Below are 24,284 nucleotides of genomic sequence, written 5' to 3'. Positions count from 1 at the left end.
AAGGGGTGTTACTATGAGTCATCGTTATATTCCATTAACAGAGCAAGATAAAAAGGAAATGTTAGATACTATTGGAGCTAATTCTATTAAAGAACTTTTTGGAGACGTTCCAAAAGATATTTTACTGGGAAGAGAATTAGCTATACCTGATGCTGAATCAGAAACAACATTAAGTAAGCGATTGAGCAGAATCGCAAACAAAAATATCACCAAAGAAACGCATTCATCATTTTTAGGTGCAGGGGTATATGATCACTATGCTCCAGCTGTTGTTGATTCAATGATTTCACGTTCAGAATTTTATACTGCTTATACACCTTATCAACCAGAAATTTCTCAAGGTGAATTACAAGCGATTTTCGAATTTCAAACGTTAATTTGTGAATTAACTGATATGGATATAGCAAACTCGTCAATGTATGATGGTATTACAAGTTTTGCAGAAGCATGTATTTTAGCTTTCAACCAAACACGTAAAAACAAAGTTGTTGTATCAAAAGGACTACATTATCAAGCTTTACAGGTATTAAGAACTTATGTTAAAACACGTGAAGAATTTGAAATCGTTGAAGTTGATTTAGATGGCACGATTACAGATTTAGATAAGCTTGAAGCAGCGGTTGATGATGATACAGCGACTGTTGCTGTACAATATCCAAACTTCTATGGTTCTGTTGAAGATTTAGAAAAAATCAATTCATTTATTGAAGACAAAAAGGCTTTAATGATTGTATACGCAAACCCGCTTGCATTAGGTTTATTAACACCTCCAGGTAGTTTCGGAGCAGACATAGTTGTCGGAGATACACAACCATTTGGTATACCCGCACAATTTGGTGGGCCTCATTGTGGGTTCTTCGCAACAACTAAAAAATTAATGAGAAAAATACCTGGCCGTTTGGTAGGACAAACCGAAGATGGAGATGGCAATCGTGGTTTTGTATTGACTTTACAAGCACGTGAACAACATATTCGTCGTGATAAAGCGACATCAAATATATGTTCAAACCAAGCATTAAATGCTTTGGCTTCCTCAATTTGTATGTCAGCTTTAGGTAAACAAGGTATTTATGATATCGCGGTACGAAACTTTGAAAATGCTAACTATGCAAAAGATCAATTCAAACAAGCTGGTTTTGAAGTTGCTAATGGCACATCTTTTAATGAGTTTGTAGTTAAATTCGACAAACCAGTTAAAGAAGTTAATGATGCTTTAATTGAAGAAGGAATTATCGGAGGATTTGACTTAAGTGAAGCTTCTGAAGACTTTAATAATCATATGTTAGTTGCGGTAACAGAATTAAGAATGAAAGATGAAATAGACACATTTGTTAAGAAAGCGGGTGAATTAAATGGTAGTAAGTAAATCTAGTCCACTAATTTTTGAACGTTCTAAAAAGGATCGTTATGCATACTCGTTACCTCAGAAAGAAATTGATAATGGTGCTGTAGATAAATTATTAGATGATAAATTCATCAGAAAAAATAAAGCAGAATTACCAGAAGTTGCAGAATTAAATTTGGTTCGCCATTATACCGAACTCTCAAACAAAAACTTTGGCGTTGATTCAGGATTTTATCCATTAGGCTCATGTACGATGAAATATAATCCTAAAATTAATGAAAAAATTGCAAGAATACCAGGATTTGCAGAATCACATCCATTACAAGATGAATCACAAGTACAAGGCTCATTAGAAATTATTCATAGCCTACAAGAAGAGTTAAAAGAAATTACAGGTATGGATGAAGTTACATTACAACCAGCCGCGGGTGCACATGGTGAATGGACAGCATTAATGATTTTCAAAGCCTATCATCAAAAAAATGGCGAAGGTCACCGTGACGAAGTTATTGTTCCTGATTCGGCTCATGGTACCAATCCAGCTTCAGCCGCATTTGCAGGATTCAAAGCAGTTACTGTTAAATCAAATGAGCGCGGTGAAGTTGATATTGATGATTTGAAACGTTTAGTTAATGAAAAAACGGCAGCAATTATGCTAACTAATCCTAATACTTTAGGGATTTTTGAAAAGAATATTATGGACATCAGAAATATCGTTCATGAAGCGAGGCGGCCTATTATACTACGATGGTGCAAATTTAAATGCAATTATGGATAAAGTAAGACCAGGTGATATGGGATTTGACGCTGTACACTTAAACTTACACAAAACATTCACAGGTCCTCACGGTGGCGGTGGACCAGGTTCAGGTCCAGTAGGTGTTAAGAAAGAACTAGCTAGTTTCTTACCAAAACCTATGGTTATTAAAGAAGATAACGAATATAAATATGATAATGATATTGAAAATTCAATCGGTCGCGTTAAACCGTTCTACGGTAACTTTGGAATTTATTTAAGAGCATATACTTACATTCGTACGATGGGTAATAAAGGTCTTGAAGAAGTTTCAGAAGTCGCTGTGTTAAATGCTAACTATATTAAGGCTCGATTAAAAGACCACTTTGAAATACCATATGAACAATATTGTAAACACGAATTTGTGCTAAGTGGTTCTAAACAAAAAGAACACGGTGTGCGTACATTAGATATGGCTAAACGTTTGCTAGACTTCGGTGTTCATCCACCTACAATTTATTTCCCACTTAACGTGGATGAAGGTATGATGATTGAACCGACAGAAACTGAGTCAAAAGAAACTTTAGATTATTTCTGTGATAAAATGATTGAAATAGCTAATGAAGCTAAAGAAGATCCAGACAAAGTATTGGAAGCACCTCATACTACAATTATAGATAGATTGGATGAAACGAAAGCCGCACGTCATCCAGTATTGAAATTTGAAAATCTACGTTCAGAAAAAGAATAAAATTTTTGAGTAATGAATACTCATGCTCATAATAAAAGTACTACTCCGTTGAAATTATAATCGGAGTAGTACTTTTTTATATTAAATTCTTATGATTAATCAAAATCGTTTCATTATGTCAAAGTATCTTATATCAAATAACCATAGTTATTTTAAAAAGCAATAAATCCAGTAAGGAAACCGCGACTAAATTTTTGGATACATTTGTAGATATTAAAAATAGCGAATTATTCACCCATTAAGGTCAATAATCCGCTATAAAAATGAGTATGTAGAGTTAAGCTAATGTAAATCAAGTTTTATAAACACAATACTTATTTATACATTTATTTTTTCGACTTAATCTTACCAGTCCACTTTTTATATCCACCTTTTAACATGTAGATATCTTTATAACCATTCTTTCTCAATATTTTAGCAAGACGATAACCCGCAATGCCATTTGCATCACATAGATAAATAGGTTGATCAGTTCTCAATCCCTGATATCTTTGCTTAAACGTTGTAATTGGAATGTTGCGTGCACCGTTAATGTGTCCGTAATCATAATCCACTTTTTCTCTTACATCAATAACTTGAGCTTTACGCAAACCATTATGGAATTCATTTTGGTTTAATTCAGTGACTGCTCTCTTGTTAAGAAGATAATTGATTAGCATGTAAGCGATGATTATTATTAATGTCGCTAAAGGTATAAACCAAAAATTACTCATCTTGCATCCTCCCTAATTAACCGATATTATATATTATAAGACTGTTAGCACAATTTATCAAAATTTTTTATTTAATTTATTGGATAATGCTGACAAACTTAGACAATTAGTGCAAACGATAACATAAAATGAATATTAAAACAATTTAATTTATTGATTGGGGTTTTTAGTGTGACTGAATCTTGGAATTTTATAAATACAGGAAGTAACGATCCATATTTCAATATGGCAATGGACGAAGCGCTGCTTAATTTTGTTTCTAGGGGAGAAATTGATCCAGTTATTAGATTTTACACGTGGAATCCAAGCAACATTATCTGTTGGTTATTTCCAAAGACTGACTAAAGAAATAGATATAGAAAAAGTACAAGAAAAGGGATATGGTTTAGTCAGACGTCAAACAGGTGGCAGAGGCGTGCTACATGACAAAGAACTTACATATAGTGTTATTGTACCAGAATCTCATCCGGAGATGCCCTCGACCGTAACAGAGGCATACAGAGTGATATCTGAAGGTTTGTTAGAAGGGTTTCAGGCTTTAGGCTTCGAAGCATCCTTTTCAATCCCTCGTTCAAAAGAAGAACGTGAGAAATTAAAACAACCAAGAAGCGCTGTATGTTTTGATGCTCCTAGTTGGTATGAGTTAGTTGTAGAAGGGCGTAAAATAGCGGGTAGTGCGCAGATACGTCAAAAAGGCGTCATTTTACAACATGGTTCATTGTTACAAGACGTCGACATTGATGATTTATTCGATATGTTCATTTTTAAAAACGAGCGTTTAAAAGATAAAATGAAACAATCTTTCGTAGAAAAAGCAGTGGCGATTAATGATATTTCAGACCGACATATTACAATACCCGAAATGGAAGAGGCTTTTGAAATAGGTTTCAAGAAAGGGTTGAATATTGATTTTAAACCACTAAACTTAACGCATAAACAACAAGAAGAAGTGAATAAACTTATTGAAAAATATAAAGCTGACGAATGGAATTATCGTAAATAAAATTATCGAAATCAAAAAATGTGAGGATACAGTCTTTAATGACTGTATCCTCACATTTTTTGTTACATATAAAGTTAGATAGATTTAAATAAAAGTTTTAAGAGTAAGATAGCGCAATAAAATTATTTTTTTCTATTGCGTCTTTTATATTTTCTTTGTGCGCGTTTATACTTTCGTTGATCTTCTGTTAAAAAGAAGAAGTAATATATCGCATATATAATCCCCGCAAATACAGCAAAACTAATTGCCATACTAACAAAACTGAATATAAACGAATCTAAATTGAGGATTAACCCAATTGCTCGCGATTGCGATTATTATATAAAATATTGCTCGTTTCAATTTATAACACTCCTATTTAGTTGTTAACTCTGTTTATTATCGATACTAATGGTTGATAGGGCTTTTTGTCCTTTTTTAAGTTTCTTCTTATCTTTCTCGCTATAACCATCTCTAATGTCATTTATTGCTGAACTAAGGTCTTTATTTAATTTAGTGATGTTTTTCTTTTTACTCTTATCTTCATCACTCATTTTATCTTTATCAATATCATTTTCATATGTAGTGTGCGCAGAATCGATTTTATTCGTTATGTCAGTCAACTTACCAAGAATCTTTTTATCATTTTTATTTTTTGTTACATCACTTTCAATATCATTATATTGATCAACTGCTTTTGCTATATTTTGATAATATTTAGATGATGCTTTTAAATTTGTTACTTTCTTTTTATTGTTTTTAGCCTGTTTAATGTTTTCTTTGTCTTTCTTAAGTGAAGCAACGTTTGTTTTTTCTTTGTCGATAGTTTGTTCTAATTCTTGAATATTACTTTTTAATTTATGATTTTCATCACGAAGTTGTGTGGTCTTTTCTTCTAAAGGACCTAAATTTTGACTACCACAACCTACTAGTAAACATGAAGCACTTAATATAGCTATAATTTTTTTCTTCATAACTCTCTCCTAATTCAAAAACTATATATTCACATAATAATTATGCTATCATTTTAATGTATAAAAAGAAAATGTACAAATTTATTGAATAGGAGGAAGACAGATGACTAGAATAGAAAAACTGAATTCTGCCTTAGAAACAAAACATTTGGAAGCGATTGTTGTATTAACCGATTTTAATAGAAGGTATTTATCAGGATTCACAGGTACAAGTGGCGCGCTTGTTATTACAAAAGATAAAAACTTATTGATTACAGACTTTAGGTACATAGAGCAAGCAACTTCCCAAGCTACTCAATTTGAGATCATTAAACAAAAAGGTGGTCTCATAGAAGAAGTGAAAGCACAATTGGAAAAGTTAAACGTCCAGAATGTAGGCTTTGAAGGTGATTTAGTCAGCTATGATACATACTTACAATTAAGCAAATCCTACATTAGCTTAATCAGTGTTTCTGGTTTAATTGAAAAAATCAGAGAAGTAAAAGATGATAGCGAAATTAAACTTATTCAAAAAGCTGCTGAAATTGTTGATGAGACGTATGAGTATATCTTAACTGTTGCAAAAGCAGGTATGACTGAACAGCAATTAAAAGCTAAATTAGAAAGTAAAATGTTAGAACTAGGCTCAGAAGGTACTTCATTTGATACAATTGTTGCCTCAGGTGTCAGAGGTGCGTTGCCACACGGTGTCGCAAGTGAAAAAGTTATTAATCAAGGTGAACTGATTACTTTAGATTTCGGTGCATATTATAAAGGTTATTCTTCTGATATCACACGTACGTTTGCTATAGGTGAACCAGATCCTAAACTCAAAGAAATATACAATATTGTCTTAGAAGCTAATATTAAAGGCATTGAAGCCGCTAAACAAGGTGTTACAGGCAAAGCTTTAGATGCTATCGCTAGAGATTATATTACTGGACAAGGATATGGTGATGCGTTTGGTCATTCCCTTGGACATGGGATAGGGTTAGATGTACACGAAGGACCCAATCTATCTAGAAAATCAGAAGCTAAATTAGAGATAAATAACTGTGTTACAATTGAACCTGGTATTTATTTAGACGGATTAGGTGGCGTTCGCATTGAAGATGACGTTTTAATTACAGAAAATGGTTGTGAATGCTTTACTAAATGCGCTAAAAACCTTATTATTTTATAGAAGACCTTATAATTGAGGAGGAAACTGAATGATTTCGGTTAATGATTTTAAGACAGGCTTAACAATTGCAGTAGATAATGGTATATGGAAAGTATTAGATTTCCAACACGTAAAACCAGGTAAAGGATCTGCATTTGTGCGTTCAAAATTACGTAATTTAAGAACTGGTGCTATTCAGGAGAAAACATTCAGAGGCGGCGAAAAAGTCGAAACTGCTATGATTGAAAATCACCGCATGCAGTATTTATATGCAGATGGTGATACACATGTTTTCATGGATAATCAAACTTTTGAGCAAACAGAATTAGCAGCCGATTATTTAGAAAATGAATTGAATTTCTTAAAAGCTAATATGGAAGTTCAAATTCAAACTTACGAAAGTGAAACACTTGGCGTTGAATTGCCAAAAACTGTTGAACTTACAGTAACAGAAACAGAACCTGGTATAAAAGGTGATACTGCTAACGGAGCAACAAAATCAGCTACAGTAGAAACTGGTTATACACTAAATGTGCCGTTATTTGTAAATGAAGGCGACACACTTATAATTAACACAGGCGATGGTAGTTATATTTCAAGAGGTTAACACTTATAAAAATAATCATATTTATTATTTTTAGTTTAGCCATATTTATTAATAACCTTTCCAATTCACGAAACGTTGGAAAGGTTATTTTATTTTTTCATTTTATAATAAACAAACGACTGTTATAATAGTATTATTCAAAAGAATTTAAACTTTATATCAATTAATTACAATAACATGGCCCCATTCCATTAAAAAAACGTTATAATAAATAGAATTATCATTAAATTATATCTATATAGAACTTTATAAAGAATAAACACTTTATTATTGAAAGCATGTATATGCTTGAATTGAACATTTCACTAAAGTAAAATAAACTAGGTAAATGAAAACAATCTGAAGGAGTCAGTACTTATGAATTTTAAAGAAATTAAAGAATTAATAGAAATTCTTGATCAATCTAGCTTGACTGAAATCAATATAGAAGATAAAGGCAACGTTGTTAATTTAAAAAAAGAAAAAGAAACTGAAATCATTACACCTCAAATTTCACAACAACCAATGCAACAAGTTTCACCGCAACAAGGTGTAATGTCAGCTCCTGTAAACACGCAAAGTTCAGAGGAAGTAAATACAAACGCAGTGGAAGACAACTTACAAACAATTAATGCGCCAATGGTAGGGACATTTTATAAATCACCATCACCTGAAGAAAGTGCATATGTACAAGTTGGAGATTCAGTTACAAACGAATCAACAGTGTGTATCTTAGAAGCAATGAAATTGTTTAATGAAATACAAGCTGAAGTAACTGGAGAAATTGCTGAAATTCTAGTAGAAGACGGTCAAATGGTAGAGTATGGCCAACCGTTATTCAAGGTGAAATAATGAATAAAATATTAATTGCAAATAGAGGAGAGATTGCGGTAAGAATCATTCGTGCATGTCACGATTTAGGATTACAAACTGTGGCTATATACTCTGAAGGAGATAAAGACGCTTTACATACTCAAATTGCTGATGAAGCATATTGCGTTGGCCCAACACAATCTAAAGATTCTTATTTAAATATCCCAAACATTTTATCTATCGCAACATCAACAGGTTGTGACGGTATACATCCTGGCTACGGATTTTTAGCGGAAAATGGTGATTTCGCTGAACTATGCGAGGCCTGCCAACTGAAATTCATTGGACCAAGTTACGAATCTATCCAAAAGATGGGTATTAAAGACGTTGCTAAAGAAGAAATGAAACGCGCGGAAGTGCCTGTTGTCCCAGGCAGCGAAGGTCTTGTAAAGGATATCGACGATGCAAAAGGCATTGCCGATAAAATTGGTTATCCAGTTATTATTAAAGCAACTGCCGGCGGTGGCGGTAAAGGTATCCGTGTGGCTCGTGATGAAAAAGAATTGGAAACTGGCTTTAAAATGACACAACAAGAAGCGGAAACTGCGTTCGGTAATGGTGGTCTATATCTCGAAAAATTCATTGAGAATTTCAGACATATAGAGATTCAAATCATGGGTGATAGTTTTGGTAACGTTGTCCATTTAGGTGAACGCGATTGTACTATACAACGTAGAATGCAAAAACTTGTTGAAGAAGCGCCATCTCCAATTTTATCTGAAGAGAAACGTCAAGAAATGGGTAACGTCGCAGTCAGAGCGAGCAAAAGCTGTTAATTATGAAAACGCAGGTACAATTGAATTTATATATGATTTAGATTCTAATGATTTTTACTTCATGGAAATGAATACAAGAATCCAAGTTGAGCACCCAGTAACAGAAATGGTTACAGGTGTAGATTTAGTTAAATTACAATTAAAAGTTGCAATGGGCGAAAAATTGCCATTCAAACAAAAAGATATCAAAATAGAAGGTCATGCGATGGAATTCCGTATCAATGCTGAAAATCCATATAAAAACTTCATGCCTTCACCTGGTCAAATCACCCAGTATTTAGCACCAGGTGGCTTCGGCGTAAGAATTGAATCAGCATGTTATACTAATTATACGATTCCACCATATTATGATTCTATGGTTGCTAAGCTCATTGTGCATGAGCCAACTAGAGAAGAAACGATTATGACAGGTATACGCGCGTTAAGTGAGTATCTCGTTTTAGGTATAGATACTACGATTCCATTCCATATTCGTTTGTTAAATAATGAAATTTTCAGAAGCGGAGAGTTTAATACTAAGTTTCTTGAAAAATATAATATCATGGATGATCAAACTAAATAGGAGGTATGTGAAATGGTCAAAGTATCAGAAACCTCACATTCCAATTTAGGAAAAATAGAAATTGCACCTGAGGTATTAACAGTTATAGCAAGTATTGCAACAGCTGAAATAAAAGGGATACAAGGTCATTTTAAAGAATTAAAGGATAGTAGTATTGAAAGATTTACTAGAAAGCAACTGAGCAAAGGTGTTAAAGTTGATACAAGAGAAGATGGTATCTATATTGATGTCTATTGTTCATTGTCTTACGGTATCAATATTTCAGAAACAGCGAAAACAATCCAAAGTACCATTTTTAATTCTGTAACAACGATGACTACAATTGAACCTAGCCAAATCAATGTTCATATTACACATATTGAACCAACCAATTAAAATTATATAAGCAAATTTTACTTTAAATACATTTTGTAGATATGTAATAACGAATATTTCAATCTATTTGTTATTACGTTTCTCAAATGATTTACAAAAATACAATGCTTGAAGGAGTTTATAATGAGTCGAAAAGAATCCAGAACACAAGCCTTTCAAACTCTTTTTCAACTTGAAATGAAAAATAGCGAATTAACAATTGAAGAAGCAATTAGTTTTATTACAGATGAAAACCCAGACTTAGAATTCGATTTTATCAACTGGTTAGTAACTGGAGTAAAAGATCATGAAACGATTTTAGATGAAAAAATCCAACCATATTTAAAAGATTGGACACTAGACCGTTTATTGAAAACAGATCGCATTATTTTAAGAATGTCTACTTTTGAATTGTTACATAGTTCAACGCCACAAAAAGTAATTATAAATGAAGCTGTTGAATTAGCGAAACAATTCAGCGATGATGATCATTATAAATTCATCAATGGTGTATTGAGCAATATTGAATAAAAGAGTGATATAAAATGGCAGACTATTTAAGTGTTTCCGCATTAACTAAATATATTAAATACAAATTTGACCAAGATCCCCATTTACAATCTGTATTGATTAAAGGGGAACTGTCTAACTTTAAAAAGCATAGCAGTGGTCATCTTTATTTTAATGTGAAAGATAAAAACAGTGTCATTAGTGCAATGATGTTTAAAGGCAATGCTTCTAAAATTGATTTTGATCCTAAAGAAGGTGACGAAGTATTACTAGAAGCACGCGTTTCTGTTTATGAGCGTAGAGGAAATTATCAAATCTATGTTAATAAAATGCATATTGATGGGGTAGGTAATTTATACCAAAAATTAGAACAGTTGAAAAAGAAATTAACTAAAGATGGTTTTTTTGATCAAAATCATAAAAAGTTAATTCCTAAATTCCCCCAAAAAATAGCGGTGTTAACTGCGGGTACTGGAGCGGCAATTAGAGATATTCATACGACGATAAATAGTCGATATCCACTAGCTGAGCAAGTTCAAATTAATACTTTAGTACAGGGTGAACAAGCTAAAAATGATATAGTCGAAAAGATACAACAGGCTGATCAATTAAATGTTGATACAATTATCATAGGTCGTGGTGGTGGTTCTATAGAAGATTTATGGAACTTTAACGAAGAAGATGTAGTAAAGGCAATATATTTTTGTGAAACACCAATCATATCCGCTGTTGGACATGAAACTGATTTTACATTAAGTGACTTCGTAGCTGATGTACGTGCTTGCTACACCAACACAAGCGAGCAGTAATGGCAACACCAGATCAATATGAATTACGTCAATATTTAAAGCAAACGAACCTTTCACTCACTCGTTTTATTAAACAACATATGCAACAACAAAGAAAACACTTGGAACATGTATCTTCATATTACAAGTTCCAAACACCAACTTTGTTATATGACCAACAAATTCAAAAACGTGATGATTTAGAAAAGCAGTTAAGCCTATCAATGAATTTAAGAATTAAAAATGAACAGCAACAATTGCAACTATTAACTAATAAGTTTAACTTGAAAAATTTCAAACAAAATATTAATAGAGAACAATTAACAAATAATCAAAAGCGTACAGATTTAAATAAAGTCATGAATAATTTTATTACCAATCAACAAAATAAACTTGCTAGTAAACTAGAAAGCTTAAATAATCTAAGTCCAACAAACACAATGTTACGTGGCTATACAATTGTGAATAAAGATGATGATGTAATAACAAGTACGAATGACTTAGCTGAAAATGATAACATTGTATTAACAATGAAAGATGGCGTTGTTGATGCACAAGTTAAGAAAGTAAGGTGTAAAGATGAGTAATAGTAATACACAAAGTTTTGAAGAAATGATGAAAGAACTCGAAGGCATCGTTCAAAAACTTGATAATGAAAATGTATCATTAGAAGAATCTTTAAATTTATATCAACGTGGTATGAAATTATCTGCAACTTGTGATGAAACATTGAAAGATGCTGAAAAGAAAGTTAATGAGCTCATGACTGATGAAAATGTTGAAAATGAGGAGACGATTGATAACGATGGAGAATAACAAGATGAATAATTTAATAGAAGAAATTAATCAAAAGTTATCTACAACAGTTCCAGAGTCTTCACTCAACACTAATATAGAAGAGAGTATGCGTTATTCTTTAGAAGCGAGGCGGTAAACGAATAAGACCTGTCTTATTATTATTAACTTTAGATATGTTATCAAATGAATATAAATCCGGATTATCATCTGCCTTAGGATTAGAAATAGTCCACACATATTCATTAATTCACGATGATTTGCCACCGTTAGACAATGATGATTATCGTAGAGGCAAACTTACAAATCATAAAGTTTTTGGTGAATGGAAAGCGATACTTGCCGGAGATGCACTACTTACCAAAGCTTTTGAAATCATTACCAATGACTCAAATCTAACTGATACTGTTAAAATTAAGCTTGTTAAGCGTTTGTCATATGCGAGCGGACACTTAGGTATGGTAGGTGGTCAAGCTTTAGATATGCAAAGTGAAGGCTCATCAATAGATTTAAATACACTTGAAAAAATTCATAACGCTAAAACGGGTGCGCTACTTAAATTTGCAGTTATGGCCGCAGTTGATATTGCTGAACCAGAACAATCTGTGGCAGATTTGTTAGAAACATACAGTGAACATTTAGGTTTAATGTTTCAAATTAAAGATGATTTGCTAGATATCTATGGCGATGAAGCAAAATTAGGAAAAGCAGTAGGTAGTGATATCGAAAATGATAAAAGCACTTACGTATCTTTATTAGGACAAACTGGTGCAGAAGATAAGTTGAAGTTTCACGCTGATGCCGCTTATCAGTGCTTAAATGAATTACCGGAATCATATAATACTCAAGATCTTGAAGGTATTATTGAATTATTTAATAATCGTGAATCATAAATAGGATGCTTTAGATAATTATTTATAACGGTTCCCATCTTTAAATAATGTTCAGTTAATAAAATACTTAATAGCTCAAAGAATCATGCTACGTATATGTAGTGTGATTTTTTATTGAGTGAAAATATATTATTCAATAATTATTCATCAATTTAATGATTCTTTACATAATTTGCTGAAATTTTACAACTCATATTTGTATACCTTATAGTGACATTTTACTGATATATAGCATAATTAACGTGATATATTTAGCGATATTTCAAATTAACTTTAGTAGTAGAATTCTTATGCTTGTGGTAAAATAAATGTATAAATATTCGTTTACAGAGGTGCTATACATGGCTAAAAAATCAGTGAGACATATAAAAATACGAGAAATCATTTCAAATGAAAAGATAGAAACACAAGATGAATTAGTAAAGCGTTTAAATGAGTACGAATTGAACGTCACTCAAGCAACTGTTTCAAGAGACATTAAAGAGTTGCAACTTATAAAGGTACCGACTCTGCAGGACAATATGTCTATAGTTTGCCAAATGATCGAAAATATCATCCTTTAGAAAAATTAGGTCGCTATTTAATGGATTCTTTTGTAAACATTGATGGAACAGGCAATTTATTAGTTCTAAAAACATTACCTGGTAATGCTCAATCAATCGGTGCAATTTTAGACCAAATTGATTGGGAAGAAGTTTTAGGAACTATTTGCGGTGATGATACTTGTTTAATTATCTGTAGAGATGATTCTGCGAGCGAAAAAATTAAGACACGCATCTTTAATTTATTATAAGTATAAGGAAGTGATATAAGGATGCTACAAACTTTATCTATTAAGCAATTTGCAATCATTGATGAATTAGAAGTGCATTTTGGTGAGGGCTTAACAGTATTAAGTGGTGAAACAGGTGCGGGTAAATCAATTATCATTGATGCAATTGGTCAACTCATTGGCATGCGTGCTTCTTCAAATTATGTAAGACATGGGGAAAAGAAATCAATTATTGAAGGTATCTTCGACATTGATGAGAGTAAAGAAGCTATTTCCATATTACGTGATTTATCAATTGATATAGACGAAGATTTTTTATTAGTTAAAAGAGAAATCTTTAGTTCTGGAAAAAGTATGTGTAGAGTGAATAATCAAATTGTTACACTACAAGACTTGCGAAAAATAATGCAAGAATTGTTAGATATACATGGCCAGCATGAAACGCAATCATTATTAAAGCAAAAATATCATTTACAATTATTAGATAATTATGCAGAGGATACATATAAATCTTTGCTTGATGATTATGTGTCTACTTTTGATCAATATAAAGCTAAAAAGAAAGAACTTGAAGATTTGGAAACTGCGGATCAAGCACTGCTTCAGCGATTAGATTTACTTAAATTTCAATATGAGGAATTACAGGAAGCTCAATTAACTGATGGAGAAGTTTCACAACTTGAGACAGATATTAAACGCATTCAAAACTCTGAAAATTTAAGCCTAGCACTAAGCAATGCACATCTAACATTAACTGATGAACATGCAATTACCGATCGTTTGTATGAATTAAGTAACCAGACTTCAATCAATTAGTGATATTTTGCCTGATAAATATGATCGTCTTAAAGAAGATGTAGATCAATTTTACTACACATTAGACGATGCGAAACATCAGCTATATGATGAACTCACAAACACTGAATTTGACGAACAGTATCTTAATGAACTAGAAGCTAGAATGAACGTCTTAAACAGCTTGAAACGCAAATATGGCAAAGATATTAGTGAGCTTATTGTTTACCAAGATAAATTGGATAATGAAATCAACAAAATTGAGAACTATGAAGAGAGTACGTCACAATTGCGTGAAGAAATAGAATCACTTTATGATAAAGTTTTCAAGTTAGGTAAAAAATTATCTCAAGAACGTCGTGTTGTAGCTCAATCACTGCGAGACAATATTGTGGATGAAATTCAAAACTTACAAATGAAAGACGCGAACTTAGAAATTTCCTTTAAACCATTAGATACACCTAACCGTGAAGGCATTGAATTTGTAGAATTTCTAATAAGCCCTAATAAAGGTGAACCGCTTAAAAGCTTAAATAAAATCGCTTCTGGAGGAGAATTATCTAGAATTATGTTGGCGCTCAAAACAATCTTTGTAAAAACAAGAGGGCAAACAGCGATTTTATTTGATGAAGTAGATTCTGGTGTTTCAGGTCAAGCAACGACAGAAGATGGCTCAGAAAATGAAAGACTTAGCACAACATATACAAGTAATCTGCATTTCTCATTTACCACAAGTAGCGACAATGAGTGATCAACATTTATTTATTAGTAAAGCTTCTAAAGATAACAGAACAACTACTCATGTTAAAGAATTAACCGGTGAAGAACGTATTGATGAAGTAGCAAGAATGATTTCTGGAGCAAGTGTTACTGAGCTTACACGTCAGAATGCTAAAGAAATGATAGAACAAAATCACCTTAATGATTAATAATGCGAACGTATAAATACTACTTTACTTATAGGGAAAGGTGTTGGTTTTCATGCAATATCAACATTTAATTGAACCGACTACAACTTTAAAAGGTAATATAGCCATTTTATATGCAAATGATGAAAAGATGCTTTCAGTCGTGATAGAAGCACTTACTTTAACAGATATAGAAGTGTTTTTATATGATACACATGATCTTACTGAAATTATTAGATCTTTTAATATAGACGCACGATTATTAAACAGAATTCACATTTATACATTTGATGATGAAAATGAATTATTTAAACAATGTGCACAAGATTTATCACGTGGTAAAGTTTCGATGTTAATGAAAGGTAATTTAACGTCTTCATCATTACTATCTTTTATTTTAAGCAATAAAAATTTTATAGAAAATCATGGTTTTCTAAGTCATGTCGCATGTTTCGATATACCAAATTATCATAAAACATTAATGATGAGTGATGTTGCTTTAAATATTTCACCTTCAGTAGAGGAAAAAAGACAAATTATTAAAAATTTGTCAGTATTTAGTAAGGCATTAGGTTATGAACAGTTTAAAGTAGGTTTATTATCATCTGTCGAAAAAGTTACAAGGAAAATCCCATCTTCTACGGATTCTGAAAAAATCAAAAATATTTTTAATAGAGATGCGGATGATTATTTAATTGTTGACGGTCCTCTAGCTTTTGATAATGCAATCAGCATGGAAAGCGTTATTAAAAAGAATATAAAGTCTACTGTAGTCGGTGACGTCGATGCTTTGCTTGTATCACATATTGATGTTGGCAACGCGTTATACAAGTCATTCACATACTTTGGTGGTGCACGTGTAGCAAGCCTAGTTTTAGGCGCAAAATTTCCAATTGTACTTACTTCTAGAGCTGATAATAAACAAAACAAACTTGATTCATTATTGTTAGCCCTAAAAGTTTTAAATTGACCTTGCTATGAAAGGCTCATTTTACTTGTTGCGATATAAAATAGGTTATTAATTTTATATTTTGTCTATTTGATGTAAAATATAAGTGGATATTATAAATAGTTTAATATAATCCTTTTATGTGCGATGACTTTTTCAAAGTTGACTATTTATTTCAATTTTGAAGCCGGTAATCTAGCCGTTGCATAATAATAAAATCTATGTTCCTTGAGCAGTTAAAGTTAATAACTTTCTATTTTATTTTCAATAAAGAAGGTGGGGCAATGTCTCAAATTTTAGTGCTTAATTTAGGAAGCACATCTTCTAAGGTTGCTATTTATACAGATGCGTATTGCAATTATAATGAAACAATACGGCATGACCTCGAAATTACTTCCTTAAATTTGATAGAACAAATCAAACATCGACGATTTGAAATTGAACGTTTTGTAAAAAATGTAGCTGGTGTGAATTTTAGTGACTTTGATGGCATTGCGTGTAGAGGGGGATTATTGAAACCCATACGTGGTGGCGTTTATACAATCAACGAAACGATGTATAATGAACTTCGAACATTTAAATATGGTGACCATGCATCTAACTTAAGTGGGGTTATCGGTTACGAATTAAGTCAAGATCTTCAAATACCTGTTTTTACAATTGACCCTGTAGTTGTAGATGAATTAATGGATATTGCTAGAGTTACAGGTATCAAAGATATTAAGCGAAGGTGTATTTTTCATGCATTAAACCAAAAAGCTGTTGCAAGCTTATATGCAAATTCATCCAGTAAAACTTATAAACAAGTTAACGTTATTGTTGCTCATATGGGTGGTGGTATAACTGTTGGCGCACATAAACAGGGTCTTGTCGTTGATGTGAACGAAGGCTTGCTAGGCGAGGGTCCTTTTAGTCCTGAACGGGCAGGTTCTATACCAAATGATTTGTTATATGAATATGGTTATAAACGCAATTTTACACCACAAGAAATGAATCACTTTTTGAGCAAAGAAGGTGGTTTTGTTAATATGTTTAAAACAAATGATTTAAAAGTGTTATCACATAAATATGAATCAGATAGTGATGTAAAACTAGCGTTTGATGCATTAGCATATCAAGTCGCGAAAGCGATTGGTGAACGCGCAATCGTTTTTAAAGGAAACGTTGATCAAGTTATCCTTACTGGCGGACTGAGTTATAATAAAATATTAACATCCTTAATCCAATCTTATGTCGATTGGATAGCACCGGTGACAATCTACCCCGGTGAAAAAGAAATGGACGCTTTAGCGACTCGCACATCGCTTGTTTTAGAAGGTATAGAAAGTGCTAAAGTTTATAGTTAGGAGTGCAAGCATGTCAGAAGAAAAATATGATTTAGTAATATTAGGCGGAGGTACAGCGGGTTATGTCTCGGCAATTCGAGCATCTCAACTAGGAAAAAAAGTTGCACTTGTAGAAAAGTCTTTACTTGGAGGCACTTGTTTACATAAAGGATGTATCCCAACAAAAGCACTTTTAAAATCAGCTGAGGTTATGCATACAGTTAAAAACTCAAGTGAATATGGTGTTGATATAAATGATTTTAAATTGAACTTTTCGCGCGTTCAAGAACGTAAACATGAAGTCGTTAATCAAATGTTTAACGGTGTGAAACATTTGATGGACCATAATAAAATCGATGTATTTAATGGTACTGGTCGTTTATTAGGGCCTTCCATTTTTTCACCGCAAAGTGGTACAGTTTCAGTAGAATTTGAAGATGGTGAGTCAGAATTAATTCCGAATAATAACGTGCTAATTTGTACTGGTTCTCAACCAATGGAACTACCATTTTTGCCATTTGATCATAATATCGTTCTTTCTAGTGATGACATTTTAAATCTTGAGCAACTACCAAATTCTATCGCAATTGTTGGAGGCGGTGTAATTGGTTTAGAATTTGCATCATTACTAGTAGATTTTGGTGTCGAGGTATCAGTGATTGAAGCCGGAGATCGTATTCTACCAACTGAAAGTAAATCAGTAGCAAAAGTATTAAAACAAGAATTATCTAAGCGTGGTGTAACGTTTTATGAAAACACTCAACTAGGTGAAGAAAATATTGTAATTGATGAAAATAAGATAACAATAATATTAAATGAAAAGTCGGTTACATTTGACAAAGCACTCGTTTCGATAGGTCGTAAACCGAACACTGATGATATCGGCCTAAATAATACTAAAATCAAGTTGACTGATAAAAAGCACATCATCGTCAATGAATATCAACAAACTGAAGATAAGCATATTTACGTCGCGGGTGATTGTATCGGTAAATTGCAACTTGCACACGTAGGTTCAAAAGAAGGAATGATTGCGATTGATCATATGTTTGATGCATCGCCATTACCGATAGATTATCAAAAAATGCCAAGATGCGTTTATAGTCAACCCGAAGTAGCGAGTATTGGCAAAAATATAGAAGAAGCCAAAGCAGAAAATATTAAAGCACGCACAGTAAAAGTGCCGTTTAAAGCAATTGGTAAAGCTGTAATTGAAGACACACAAAATCAAAGTGGTTTTTGTGAAGTCGTAATCGATCAAGAAAATGATACTGTATTAGGGCTGAATATGATTGGACCTCATGTCACAGAACTGATTAATGAAGTGTCGTTATTCCAATTTATGAATGGCTCAACATTAGAACTTGGTTTAACAACCCATGCACATCCTTCTCTTTCTGAAGTGTTAATGGAATTAGGATTAAAAGTTGAGAATAGATCGATTCACGTTTAATAAGGAGGCAATAAAATGTTTGATTATAAATCTGTAGGCTTAGAAAAAGAAGACCTACAAGCAATGTACAAATGGATGGACTTAGGTCGTAAAATAGATGAACGTATGTGGCTATTAAACCGTGCGGGCAAAATCCCCTTTGTCATTAGCTGCCAAGGACAAGAAGCAACACAAATAGGTATGGCTTATGCTATGCAAAAAGGTGATATTTCTTCACCTTATTATAGAGATTTAGCGCTTGTAACTTATTTAGGTATGACACCTCTGAATTCTATGTTAGCCGCTTTTGGTAAACGTGATGATATCAATTCAGGTGGAAAACAAATGCCTTCTCATTTTGGTCAAAGTGACATAGGGATGCTTTCTCAAGGTTCTCCGGTAGGAACTCAAATTTTACACGCTGTTGGTGCCGCTTTAGCTTTGAAAATGGATAACAAAGCAAACATAGCAATGACAACTGTCGGTGAAGGTAGTTCCAACCAAGGTGATTTTCACGAAGGATTAAACTTTGCAGGAGTACATAAATTACCGTTTATTTGTGTAATTGAAAACAATAAATATGCAATTTCAGTTCCTGATTCACTTCAATATGGTGCTGAAAAACTTTCTGACCGTGCTATTGGCTATGGAATACATGGCGAGCATGTGGATGGAAATGATCCAATAGCTATGTATAAAGTAATGAAAGAAGCTAGAGAACGTGCTTTAAATGGCGGTGGATCAACACTAATAGAAGCTATGTGTACGAGAATGACTGCTCATTCATCTGATGATGATGATAAATACCGTTCAAAAGAAGAACGCGATGAACTTAAATCTTTAGATTGTAACCTTAAATTCAAAGCATTTTTACTTGAAGAAGGTTTTATTGATGAAGGCTGGTTAGATGATTTAGAAAAAGAACATAAAGAAATAGTCAACCAAGCAACTAAGGAAGCTGAGCAAGCACCTTATCCATCAGCAGAAGAAACTTATACACACGTTTACGAAGAAGGAGGCTCAAACAATGGCTAAATTATCCTATTTAGAAGCTATCCATCAAGGGCTAGACCAATCAATGGAAAAAGATAATGACGTTTTCGTATTAGGAGAAGATGTCGGTATAAAAGGCGGCGTATTTGGAGTCACTTTAGGATTACAAGAAAAATATGGTGAGGCACGTGTATTAGACACGCCATTAGCAGAATCTAATATAGTTGGTACAAGTATAGGCGCCGCAATGTTAGGTAAACGTCCTGTTGCTGAAATTCAGTTCGCTGATTATATTTTACCTGCTACAAACCAAATCATTAGTGAAGCTGCTAAGATGAGGTACCGTTCCAATAATGATTGGCAATGTCCCATTACAATTCGTGCGCCGTTTGGTGGCGGAATTCATGGTGCGCTTTATCATTCACAAAGCGTTGAAGCGATATTTGCATCGACACCTGGATTGACTATTGTTATACCGTCTACACCTTATGATGCAAAAGGTTTATTATTGTCATCAATTGAGACGAATGACCCAGTGCTCTTCTTTGAACATAAAAAAGCATATCGATTATTAAAAGAAGAAGTACCAGAAGACTATTATACTGTGCCTATCGGTAAAGCTGATGTAAAACGTGAAGGTGATGATATAACTGTTTTCACTTATGGTTTATGTGTGAATTACTGTATCCAAGCAAGCAGATATGTTATCTGAAGATGGTATTAATGTAGAAGTTGTTGATTTACGTACAGTTTATCCTTTAGATAAAGAAACAATTATTGAACGTGCTAAATTGACTGGTAAAGTATTATTAGTTACAGAAGATAACTTAGAAGGTAGTATTATTTCTGAAGTATCTGCGATTATATCTGAAAACTGTTTATTTGATTTAGATGCACCTATAATGAGACTTGCGGGACCTGATGTTCCATCAATGCCATTTGCACCAACTCTCGAAGACGAGTTTATGATCAATCCAGATAAGATAAAAATTAAAATGCGAGAACTCGCAGAATTTTAAGGAGGCACAATCATGGAAATCAAAATGCCTAAACTCGGTGAAAGTGTGCATGAAGGTACAATAGAACAATGGCTTGTATCTGTAGGAGATACTGTTGAAGAATATGATCCATTATGCGAAGTTATCACTGATAAAGTGACAGCAGAAGTGCCATCTTCATTTTCAGGAACAATTAAAGAAATTATAGTAGAAGAAGGCACAACAGTAGCGGTAAATGAAGTCATATGCCTTGTTGATATTGGTGATGAATCGCAAGAAACAAACAATTCAAATACACAACAAACAACAGAATCTAATGAACCTCAAGAGGTTGCTTCAAATGATATAGATGATAATGTTAATAGCGCTTCACATGAAGATAAACCCAAAAACAATGGTCGCTTTTCACCAGTGGTATTTAAACTTGCTTCAGAAAATCAAATCGAGTTATCTGAAGTGATTGGTACTGGTTTTGAAGGTCGAGTTACGAAAAAAGATATTGAAAAAGTAATTAAAGAAGGTACGAACAAAACACCTTCAACAGTTGTAGCACCTAAAGATTCACCTAAAGTTACAAAACAAGCGTATTACAATGAACCTTCTCCAGGGTCAGCAATTCCAGTTAATGGTGTTCGTAAGCAAATCGCTCAAAACATGGTAAATAGTGTCAATGAAATACCGCATGCATGGATGATGGTAGAATCGGACGCTTCAAATCTAGTAAAAACACGTAACTATCATAAGCAAAGCTTCAAAGAAAGTGAAGGATATAATTTAACTTTCTTTGCATTTTTCGTAAAAGCTGTTGCAGAAGGGCTAAAAGCGTATCCACTGTTAAATAGTAGCTGGTCAGATTCAGAAATTGTTATGCATAAGGATATTAATATTTCTATCGCTGTCGCAGATGAAGACAAATTATATGTCCCTGTAATTAAAAATGCAGACGAAAAATCAATTAAAGGTATTGCCCGTGAAATTAACGAGCTTGCAAATAAAGCGCGTAACAAAAAATTACGTTCTGAGGATATGCAAGGTGGTACGTTTACTGTGAATAATACTGGAACATTTGGTTCTGTTTCATCTATGGGTATCATCAACCATCCTCAAGCGACAATATTACAGATTGAATCTATTATTAAAAAACCTGTCGTTATTGATGATATGATTGCAATTCGCAATATGGTTAATTTATGTCTATCGATTGATCATCGTATATTAGATGGTCTTCAAGCGGTAGATTTATGAATTTTGTAAAAACACGTATTGAACAATATTCAATTAAACATACAAGTATATATTAATATATTTAACTTTGTAGACTAATTAATTTTCAAGTTTAAAAAATGAGTGTGAGACAAAAGTTTCACACTCATTTTTCATTTAATTTTTCTGGTTTAACATGTGTTTTATCAACCGTCCGCGATATAATTTTTATGAATTTAAGCAATATTATTATATATTATAATCACACATGTTGAAGTATTGCGCATATATTAGTAGAATAAAAGTAATAATTCAGAAATGAAAGGTGACGTTATTATGGATTTAAATTTTGATTTATATATGACTGATGTTGTTAATCAAGCAAGAAATGAAATAGAACAGGCTGGATATGAGCAATTAACATCTCCAGAAGAAGTAGATAAAGTATTACAACAAGATGGAACGACACTTGTGATGGTTAACTCAGTATGTGGTTGTGCTTGGTGGTATTGCTAGACCAAGCAGCAACGCATGCTTTACATTACGATAAAACACCAGACCGCCTTGTAACTGTATTTGCGGGTCAAGATAAAGAAGCAACACAACAAGCAAGAGATTATTTTGAAGGTTATGCACCATCAAGTCCATCGTTTGCATTAATCAAAGATGGTAAAGTTGCCCAAATGGTAGAACGTCACCAAATTGAAGGTCATGACGTAATGGATGTCATTACTCAATTACAAAACACATTCGACACTTATTGTGACGAAAAATAGAGGGATTAATACATGACACGTTTGAATCCATACCGCATCGGATTTAGAACGATAAAGACTGCAATTGGAATGGCACTAGGTATTATTATTGCAAAATTAATTGGTTTAGATAATTTTGCATCTAGTGCCATTTTAGTGGTTCTTTGTATTAAACATACAAAGGTGCATTCACTACAAGCAATTGTATCTCGTTTTGTATCTTGTCTTATGATACTCGCACTTGGTTCTATTATTTTTAATTTATTAGGACAAAACGCAATTGTTTTAGGTATCATTGTGCTACTTTTTATTCCTTTAACTGTTGTATTTAAAGTTCAAGAAGGTGTTGTTACAAGTTGTGTTATCTTACTTCATGTTTTCAATGCTAAAACGATTGATATGGATTTATTTTTCAATGAAATTATCTTATTAATTGTTGGTCTCGGTATTGCATTCTTAATGAATGTTATTATGCCAAGCTTAGATAGTAATTTAAAACAGTATAAACAACAAATTGAAAATCAATTTACTGAAATTTTTCAAATGTTCAGTAAGGCTTGTACAAGTCCAAACCCAAGCTTAGATATATCCTTTGAGAAGTTAAAAGTTACGATTCGCAAAGCTAAATCAATCGCATTTAGAGATGTTAAGAATCACTATGTTAGAAATGAAAATTCTTATTATCATTATTTTGATATGCGGGAAGAACAGTTAGAGTCTGTTACGAAGAATGGCTCTAATCCTTCAAAATATTGAAACAAAAGATTGCTTATTATCCAAAATATCTAATTTATTTGTTGAAGTAGGGACAAATGTAAATAGTAATGATTATACTGCATTACGATTGCATTCGTTATATGAAATTCGAATAGAATTAAATGAATTAGAGTTGCCTACGTCACATGAAGCTTTTCGAACACGTGCAAACTTATTACAACTTTTAAATGAACTTGAATCATATTTATTACTAAAATCACAATTTGGATCATTAAGATTACATAATGATTCTAAAATCGCAACATCCTAAATAATAAAGCCATACAAAATTCTTTTGATTTAAGAATTTTGTATGGCTTTATTCATTTTCTACTGTACTTATTAACTATACATATATTAGTGATTCATCGCTTTTAATAATAAAATAACGTTTAATTAAAAATTGATACTTTCAAAAACCATTATAATTAATTCACTAATGGTACGACACTTGTCAATACCAATGCAAGAATAATAGCTACTAACATGACTATAATAATGACTCTTAGAACTTTGTTGTTACCCAAAGATGATTCCTCCAAATCTAGAATATGGAATTGAAATATAGATAAAACACACTGTATATATCAATATAATTCAATTACAACACATTCAATTT

General features: G+C 32.7%; 14 protein-coding genes and 12 pseudogenes. 22 read left to right on the top strand and 4 right to left on the bottom strand.

Features of this window, described 5'->3' with window-relative positions:
* Window positions 1–13: 13 nt before the first annotated feature.
* Window positions 14–1,366: an aminomethyl-transferring glycine dehydrogenase subunit GcvPA gene (gene gcvPA, locus ABLV90_RS11765; RefSeq protein ID WP_460872676.1), complete on the top strand. Its 1,353-nt coding sequence runs from the start codon at window positions 14–16 to the stop codon at window positions 1,364–1,366.
* A pseudogene (gene gcvPB / locus ABLV90_RS11760) lies at window positions 1,353–2,832 on the top strand (aminomethyl-transferring glycine dehydrogenase subunit GcvPB). Before gcvPA ends, gcvPB begins: the two are co-directional and overlap by 14 nt.
* 326 nt (window positions 2,833–3,158) lie before the next feature.
* On the opposite strand, the gene ABLV90_RS11755 reads toward gcvPB, so the two are convergent.
* Window positions 3,159–3,545, bottom strand: a complete 387-nt coding sequence (locus ABLV90_RS11755; RefSeq protein WP_460872675.1) for a rhodanese-like domain-containing protein — start codon at window positions 3,543–3,545, stop codon at window positions 3,159–3,161.
* Between the two features lie 171 nt (window positions 3,546–3,716).
* On the opposite strand from ABLV90_RS11755, the pseudogene ABLV90_RS11750 reads away from it, so the two are divergent.
* A pseudogene (locus ABLV90_RS11750) lies at window positions 3,717–4,548 on the top strand (biotin/lipoate A/B protein ligase family protein).
* A 122-nt stretch (window positions 4,549–4,670) separates the two neighbouring features.
* On the opposite strand, the pseudogene ABLV90_RS11745 reads toward ABLV90_RS11750, so the two are convergent.
* Both ABLV90_RS11745 and ABLV90_RS11740 read right to left on the bottom strand, forming a co-directional pair.
* Window positions 4,671–4,890, bottom strand: a pseudogene (locus tag ABLV90_RS11745) (SA1362 family protein).
* A gap of 23 nt (window positions 4,891–4,913) precedes the next feature.
* The gene (locus tag ABLV90_RS11740) at window positions 4,914–5,501 is read right to left on the bottom strand and encodes a hypothetical protein (protein WP_427704375.1); all 588 of its coding nucleotides are present in this window, start codon (window positions 5,499–5,501) and stop codon (window positions 4,914–4,916) included.
* A 103-nt stretch (window positions 5,502–5,604) separates the two neighbouring features.
* Between ABLV90_RS11740 and ABLV90_RS11735 the strand changes: the two genes are divergently transcribed.
* From ABLV90_RS11735 to ABLV90_RS11645, 19 genes and pseudogenes are all read left to right on the top strand, one after another.
* Window positions 5,605–6,663, top strand: coding sequence for a M24 family metallopeptidase (locus tag ABLV90_RS11735; RefSeq protein ID WP_427704376.1), 1,059 nt, complete (start codon window positions 5,605–5,607; stop codon window positions 6,661–6,663).
* A 28-nt stretch (window positions 6,664–6,691) separates the two neighbouring features.
* Window positions 6,692–7,249 (top strand): elongation factor P, encoded by a 558-nt coding sequence (gene efp, locus ABLV90_RS11730; protein WP_002507518.1) that lies wholly within the window; start codon window positions 6,692–6,694, stop codon window positions 7,247–7,249.
* Between the two features lie 357 nt (window positions 7,250–7,606).
* Window positions 7,607–8,080, top strand: coding sequence for an acetyl-CoA carboxylase biotin carboxyl carrier protein (gene accB / locus ABLV90_RS11725; RefSeq protein WP_046465413.1), 474 nt, complete (start codon window positions 7,607–7,609; stop codon window positions 8,078–8,080).
* Window positions 8,080–9,439: pseudogene (gene accC / locus ABLV90_RS11720) on the top strand (acetyl-CoA carboxylase biotin carboxylase subunit). Before accB ends, accC begins: the two are co-directional and overlap by 1 nt.
* Window positions 9,440–9,451: 12 nt before the next feature.
* The gene (locus ABLV90_RS11715; protein ID WP_046465411.1) at window positions 9,452–9,814 is read left to right on the top strand and encodes an Asp23/Gls24 family envelope stress response protein; all 363 of its coding nucleotides are present in this window, start codon (window positions 9,452–9,454) and stop codon (window positions 9,812–9,814) included.
* A gap of 123 nt (window positions 9,815–9,937) precedes the next feature.
* Window positions 9,938–10,324: a transcription antitermination factor NusB gene (gene nusB, locus ABLV90_RS11710; RefSeq protein WP_427704378.1), complete on the top strand. Its 387-nt coding sequence runs from the start codon at window positions 9,938–9,940 to the stop codon at window positions 10,322–10,324.
* Between the two features lie 14 nt (window positions 10,325–10,338).
* Window positions 10,339–11,678 (top strand): annotated as a pseudogene (xseA, locus tag ABLV90_RS11705) (exodeoxyribonuclease VII large subunit).
* Window positions 11,671–11,907: an exodeoxyribonuclease VII small subunit gene (locus ABLV90_RS11700; protein WP_046465408.1), complete on the top strand. Its 237-nt coding sequence runs from the start codon at window positions 11,671–11,673 to the stop codon at window positions 11,905–11,907. Before xseA ends, ABLV90_RS11700 begins: the two are co-directional and overlap by 8 nt.
* Window positions 11,897–12,779 (top strand): annotated as a pseudogene (locus tag ABLV90_RS11695) (polyprenyl synthetase family protein). Before ABLV90_RS11700 ends, ABLV90_RS11695 begins: the two are co-directional and overlap by 11 nt.
* 341 nt (window positions 12,780–13,120) lie before the next feature.
* A pseudogene (gene ahrC, locus ABLV90_RS11690) lies at window positions 13,121–13,572 on the top strand (transcriptional regulator AhrC/ArgR).
* Window positions 13,573–13,593: 21 nt separating this feature from the next.
* Window positions 13,594–15,275: pseudogene (gene recN / locus ABLV90_RS11685) on the top strand (DNA repair protein RecN).
* 52 nt (window positions 15,276–15,327) lie between these two features.
* Window positions 15,328–16,224, top strand: coding sequence for a phosphate acyltransferase (locus ABLV90_RS11680; RefSeq protein ID WP_460872674.1), 897 nt, complete (start codon window positions 15,328–15,330; stop codon window positions 16,222–16,224).
* 263 nt (window positions 16,225–16,487) lie between these two features.
* Window positions 16,488–17,549 (top strand): butyrate kinase, encoded by a 1,062-nt coding sequence (gene buk, locus ABLV90_RS11675; protein ID WP_427707852.1) that lies wholly within the window; start codon window positions 16,488–16,490, stop codon window positions 17,547–17,549.
* A 10-nt stretch (window positions 17,550–17,559) separates the two neighbouring features.
* Window positions 17,560–18,981, top strand: a complete 1,422-nt coding sequence (gene lpdA, locus ABLV90_RS11670; protein ID WP_460872673.1) for a dihydrolipoyl dehydrogenase — start codon at window positions 17,560–17,562, stop codon at window positions 18,979–18,981.
* A 15-nt stretch (window positions 18,982–18,996) separates the two neighbouring features.
* A complete protein-coding gene (locus ABLV90_RS11665) occupies window positions 18,997–19,995 on the top strand; it encodes a thiamine pyrophosphate-dependent dehydrogenase E1 component subunit alpha (RefSeq protein WP_069815545.1) in 999 nt (332 codons plus the stop codon).
* Window positions 19,988–20,972, top strand: a pseudogene (locus tag ABLV90_RS11660) (alpha-ketoacid dehydrogenase subunit beta). The gene ABLV90_RS11665 and the pseudogene ABLV90_RS11660 overlap by 8 nt, the downstream one beginning before the upstream one ends.
* Before the next feature lie 12 nt (window positions 20,973–20,984).
* Window positions 20,985–22,252 (top strand): annotated as a pseudogene (locus ABLV90_RS11655) (dihydrolipoamide acetyltransferase family protein).
* A 238-nt stretch (window positions 22,253–22,490) separates the two neighbouring features.
* Window positions 22,491–22,930 (top strand): annotated as a pseudogene (brxB, locus tag ABLV90_RS11650) (bacilliredoxin BrxB).
* A 12-nt stretch (window positions 22,931–22,942) separates the two neighbouring features.
* A pseudogene (locus tag ABLV90_RS11645) lies at window positions 22,943–23,936 on the top strand (aromatic acid exporter family protein).
* A gap of 157 nt (window positions 23,937–24,093) precedes the next feature.
* Here ABLV90_RS11645 and prli42 read toward each other — a convergent pair.
* A complete protein-coding gene (gene prli42, locus ABLV90_RS11640; protein ID WP_155398016.1) occupies window positions 24,094–24,192 on the bottom strand; it encodes a stressosome-associated protein Prli42 in 99 nt (32 codons plus the stop codon).
* Window positions 24,193–24,284: the final 92 nt, after the last annotated feature.

Source organism: Staphylococcus sp. 2S1 (assembly GCF_046721335.1).
Taxonomy (GTDB): domain Bacteria; phylum Bacillota; class Bacilli; order Staphylococcales; family Staphylococcaceae; genus Staphylococcus; species Staphylococcus equorum_A.
The sequence above is the reverse complement of the archived record's forward strand: the minus strand, read 5'-3'. Positions and strand labels throughout refer to the sequence as shown.

Excerpts from the sequence above, each read along its gene's own strand:
- accB (WP_046465413.1), top strand. The coding sequence starts at position 7,607 with ATGAATTTTAAAGAAATTAAAGAATTAATAGAAATTCTTGATCAATCT.
- ABLV90_RS11755 (WP_460872675.1), bottom strand. The coding sequence starts at position 3,545 with ATGAGTAATTTTTGGTTTATACCTTTAGCGACATTAATAATAATCATC.
- ABLV90_RS11700 (WP_046465408.1), top strand. The coding sequence starts at position 11,671 with ATGAGTAATAGTAATACACAAAGTTTTGAAGAAATGATGAAAGAACTC.
- efp (WP_002507518.1), top strand. The coding sequence starts at position 6,692 with ATGATTTCGGTTAATGATTTTAAGACAGGCTTAACAATTGCAGTAGAT.
- ABLV90_RS11735 (WP_427704376.1), top strand. The coding sequence starts at position 5,605 with ATGACTAGAATAGAAAAACTGAATTCTGCCTTAGAAACAAAACATTTG.
- ABLV90_RS11715 (WP_046465411.1), top strand. The coding sequence starts at position 9,452 with ATGGTCAAAGTATCAGAAACCTCACATTCCAATTTAGGAAAAATAGAA.
- buk (WP_427707852.1), top strand. The coding sequence starts at position 16,488 with ATGTCTCAAATTTTAGTGCTTAATTTAGGAAGCACATCTTCTAAGGTT.
- ABLV90_RS11680 (WP_460872674.1), top strand. The coding sequence starts at position 15,328 with ATGCAATATCAACATTTAATTGAACCGACTACAACTTTAAAAGGTAAT.
- gcvPA (WP_460872676.1), top strand. The coding sequence starts at position 14 with ATGAGTCATCGTTATATTCCATTAACAGAGCAAGATAAAAAGGAAATG.
- ABLV90_RS11740 (WP_427704375.1), bottom strand. The coding sequence starts at position 5,501 with ATGAAGAAAAAAATTATAGCTATATTAAGTGCTTCATGTTTACTAGTA.
- lpdA (WP_460872673.1), top strand. The coding sequence starts at position 17,560 with ATGTCAGAAGAAAAATATGATTTAGTAATATTAGGCGGAGGTACAGCG.
- nusB (WP_427704378.1), top strand. The coding sequence starts at position 9,938 with ATGAGTCGAAAAGAATCCAGAACACAAGCCTTTCAAACTCTTTTTCAA.
- ABLV90_RS11665 (WP_069815545.1), top strand. The coding sequence starts at position 18,997 with ATGTTTGATTATAAATCTGTAGGCTTAGAAAAAGAAGACCTACAAGCA.